This is a genomic window from Mesorhizobium sp. M2A.F.Ca.ET.067.02.1.1 (genome assembly GCF_004023285.1).
Taxonomy (GTDB): Bacteria; Pseudomonadota; Alphaproteobacteria; order Rhizobiales; family Rhizobiaceae; genus Mesorhizobium.
The window spans coordinates 1-4,144 of the sequence record NZ_RZSB01000538.1; the positions used below are offsets into that span (position 1 = coordinate 1).

General features: G+C 64.1%; 4 protein-coding genes. All 4 read left to right on the forward strand.

Features of this window, described 5'->3' with window-relative positions:
- The coding region (locus EOA28_RS26960; protein WP_128315461.1) for an extracellular solute-binding protein at positions 1-558 on the forward strand (558 nt) is incomplete at its 5' end.
- A gap of 362 nt (positions 559-920) precedes the next feature.
- Positions 921-1,841: a sugar ABC transporter permease gene (locus EOA28_RS26965; protein WP_127251028.1), complete on the forward strand. Its 921-nt coding sequence runs from the start codon at positions 921-923 to the stop codon at positions 1,839-1,841.
- Positions 1,841-2,698 carry a carbohydrate ABC transporter permease gene (locus EOA28_RS26970; protein ID WP_127251029.1) on the forward strand — a complete coding sequence of 286 codons (858 nt, stop codon included), beginning with the start codon at positions 1,841-1,843 and terminating at the stop codon, positions 2,696-2,698. The genes EOA28_RS26965 and EOA28_RS26970 overlap by 1 nt, the downstream gene beginning before the upstream one ends.
- Positions 2,699-2,716: 18 nt before the next feature.
- Positions 2,717-4,144: beta-L-arabinofuranosidase domain-containing protein (locus EOA28_RS26975; protein WP_148670869.1), on the forward strand; the 1,428-nt coding region annotated here is incomplete at its 3' end.

The following is a 4,144-nucleotide window of genomic DNA, read 5'->3' on the forward strand; positions in this document are numbered from 1 at the left end:
ATCAAGAAGGGGCTGGTGCCGGAAGGCGCGCAGACCGACACCGGCGCCAACTTCTTCGCCGCCTTCGCCGGCGGCAAGATCGGCATCTCGCCATCCGGCGCCTTCGCCATCGGCGCGCTCAACACGCAATATCCGGATATCGACTACGGCGTCACCTTCCTGCCGGGCAAGGATGGCGGCTGGTCGTCCTTCGCCGGCGGCGATAATTTCGTCGTCACCAAGGGCACCAAGAAGATAGCCGTGGTGAAGGAGTTCTTGGACTTCGCCTATTCGCTGGAGGGCCAGACCATCCTCGCCAAATATGGCAGCCTGCCGGTGCGCAACGACATCGCCAAGGACGCGCTGAAGGATCTCGACCCGCGCTACCAGGTGGCGGCCGAGGCGATGGCCAAGGGCAGGACGCCCTATTCGGTGGTGTTCAATGATTTGATCAACTCCGCCAACGGCCCGTGGACGCAGATGGTCAACGAGGTGTTCTTCGGCGACGATGTCGACGGCGCCATCGCCAATGCGCAGGACACCATGCAGTCGATCATCGACCAGGCGCCGAACAAGTAGACACCAGGGCCTACAGGCGACGGGGATCGCGCAACGCTTCGCCGCCACGGCCCTGACCGGCCGCCCGCCCCGTCTCCCTGGCCGGGCGGCCGGGATGATGCATCGCTGAACGGCAGGGTTATAGCGTTGAGAAAGCATTCAAACATGTCGATGGACAGCCGGACTGCGATCGGCAGTTCGGGACGCTGGCAGGCTGGCTCCACCTTCTCCCCTTGTGGGAGAAGGTGGCCGAGCGAAGCTCGGTCGGATGAGGGGTGCTCCAGGGAAAGCCAGCGTCTCACTCCGCTGGAACACCCCTCATCCGTCTCGGCGCTTCGCGCCGATCCACCTTCTCCCACAGGGGGAGAAGGGAAGGTGCTGCCATGACCGCCATCGCCGCCACCTCCGCCCCCGCCCGCTCGCGCACCAGCGCCAGCCTGCGGCAATGGGTGGGCCTGCTCTACGTCCTTCCGGCCGTCGCTTTCGTCACCGTCTTCTTCGTCATCCCCCTCGGCATGACGGCCTGGATGTCGCTCAACAACTGGCCGCTGGTGGGCGAGCATGCCTTCATCGGCTTCGATAATTATGTCGCGATCCTGCGCGATACGCGGTTCTGGAACGCGCTGAAATTCACCTTCTACTACACGGTGATCGTCACCATCGCGATCTTCGCCGTCGCCTTTCCGCTGGCGATCTTCATCGAAAAGCCGCGGCCGCTCACCAATCTCTACCGCACCGCCTTCTTCATGCCGGCGGTGGTCGGCTTCGCTTCGGCGAGCCTGCTCTGGTCCTGGCTGCTCAACGTCGATTCCGGCCTGTTCAGCCCGGCCGCCTATGACCTCGGCCTGACCGAAAAGAAGGTCAATCTTCTTGCTACCTTCCAGCCGGCCTTCTGGTCGATCATCGCCATGGTGGTGTGGAAGGTCGCCGGCTTCACCATGATCATTCTGATGACCGGCCTGCAGTCGATCCCGCAGGATCTGCAGGAGGCAGCCGTCATCGACGGGGCAGGGCCGTTCGCCAGGTTCCGGGCGATCACGCTGCCCTTGATGCGCCGCACGCTGGCGCTGGCGCTGATCCTGTCTGTGGCGGGCTCGATCCTCGCCTTCGACCAGTTCTACATCATCCTGCGCGGCGGCCCGCGCAACCAGACGCTGACGGCGGTCTACTGGATCTTCAACCAGTCCTTCGTGTCGTTCAAATTAGGCTATGGCGCGGCACTATCCATGGTGCTGCTGGCCATCCTGGTGGCGCTCAGCCTCATCCAGCTCTGGCTGCTGCGCAAGCCCGAGGGGCTCGACTGATGGCCGAGGCGATGTCGCAGAACCGCAAGGCCGCCTTCAGCTTCGCCAGGCATTCGACCGGCATCATCGCCTCGGTGCTGTTCCTGGCGCCGATCGTCTGGACGGTGCTGTCGACCTTCAAGCCGGCGCAGGAGGCGCGGCAGCCGCCGCTGCCGCCCTGGCCGACCACCGGCTTCTCGGTCGAGAATTACGAAACGCTGAACGCCTTCGGCGACGGGCTCTGGGTCTCGGCGCAGAACAGCATCTATGTTTCGGTGATGACGGTTCTGCTCTCGGTGCTGGTCAGCGTGCTCGCCGGCTACGGTTTCTCCCGCTTCCGCTTCCCGTTCCGGGATTTCTTCTTCGTCCTCATCCTGTCGACGATCATGATCCCGTTCCAGTCGATCCTGACGCCGATCTTCCTGGTGCTGACGAAGCTCGGACTGCACAACACGCTGACCGGGCTGGTCTGCGTCTATGTCACGCTGCAGCTGCCCTTCTCGATCTTCATGATGCGCAACGCTTTCGACGCCGTGCCGCGCGAGATCGAGGAGGCCGCACGCATGGATGGCGCCAACAACGTCACCATGCTCGTCAAGGTGATGCTGCCTTTGGTCTGGCCGGGCGTTGTCACCATCGCGCTGTTCGCCTTCCTCGGCGCCTGGAACGAGTTTCTGGCCGCGCTCGTGCTGATGACCGACCAGTCCAAATTCACCCTGCCGGTGATGATGACGGCGCTCCAGTCCGGCCGCTTCGGCGCCATCGACTGGGGCGCGGTGCAGGCCGGCGTCACGGTGATGATGGTGCCCTGCCTGATCCTCTTCCTGGCGCTGCAGCGCTTCTACATCCGCGGCCTCATGGCCGGGGCCGTCAAGTAATTCGAATGGAGTGAAGTCATGACCGCATCGAATCCCGCCGCCACAACCGACACTGCCAGGCCGAAGCTCGCCTTCCGGCCGTTGCCCGTGCCGCAGGTCGATCTCCGCGGTTTCTGGGGCGACCGTGTCGATGCGGTGGCTAGCAACACCGCCGGCATCCTCTACGACCGCTGCGTCGAGGCGCGCATGCTGGAGCAGATCGATCCGGACCGGCCCTCGCCAGGCGTCGTCATTCCGTTCCATTCGCCATCGCCCGACGAGGCCGACGGGCAGGGCGCCGAGTTCACCGGCTCGACGGTGACGACGCAGATGTTCTGGGATTCCGACTGGGGCAAGACCATCGAGACCGCCGCCTATTCGCTCTACCGCCGCCGCAATCCAGAGCTGGAGCAGAAGATCGACGCTGTCATCGACATGTACGGAAAACTGCAGCAGGAGGACGGCTATCTCTCCAGCTGGTACCAGCGCATTCAGCCCGGCCTGCGCTGGACGAACCTGCGCGACTGCCACGAGCTCTACTGCGCCGGCCATCTGATCGAGGGCGCCGTCGCTTACTTCCAAGCGACGGGAAAGCGCAAGCTGCTCGACATCATGTGCCGCTATGCCGACCACATCGCTTCGATGTTCGGCCCCGAGCCCGGCAAGAAAAAGGGGTATTGCGGCCATGAGGAGATCGAGCTGGCGCTGGTCAAGCTCGCGCGGGCGACCGGCGAGAAGAAATACATGGAGCTCGCCAAATATTTCATCGACCAGCGCGGGCAGCAGCCGCATTATTTCGACGAGGAGGCGCGCGCCCGCGGCGCCGACCCGAAGGCCTATCACTTCAAGACCTACGAATATAACCAGTCGCATAAGCCGGTGCGCGACCAGGACAAGGTCGTCGGCCACGCCGTGCGCGCCATGTATCTCTATTCCGGCATGGCCGATATCGCGACGGAATATGGCGACGACACGCTGCGCGCGGCGCTCGACCGGCTCTGGGACGATCTCATGACCAAGAGCCTCTATGTCACCGGCGGCCTCGGGCCGTCGGCGCACAATGAGGGCTTCACCAGCGACTACGACCTGCCCAACGAGACAGCCTATGCCGAGACCTGCGCCTCGGTCGGCCTGGTGTTCTGGGCAAGCCGCATGCTCGGCATGGGCCCGAACGCGCGGTACGCCGACATGATGGAACGGGCCTTGTACAACGGCTCGATCTCCGGCCTGTCGCTCGACGGCTCGCTGTTCTTCTACGAGAATCCGCTGGAGAGCAGGGGAGGTCACCACCGCTGGAAATGGCACCGCTGCCCCTGCTGCCCGCCCAATATCGGCCGCATGGTGGCCTCGATCGGCAGCTATTTCTACGGCCTCGCCGACGACGCGCTGGCGGTCCATCTCTATGGCGACTCGACCGCTCGTTTCGAGATCGCCGGCCGGCAAGTCACCCTGGTCCAGACCAGCAAC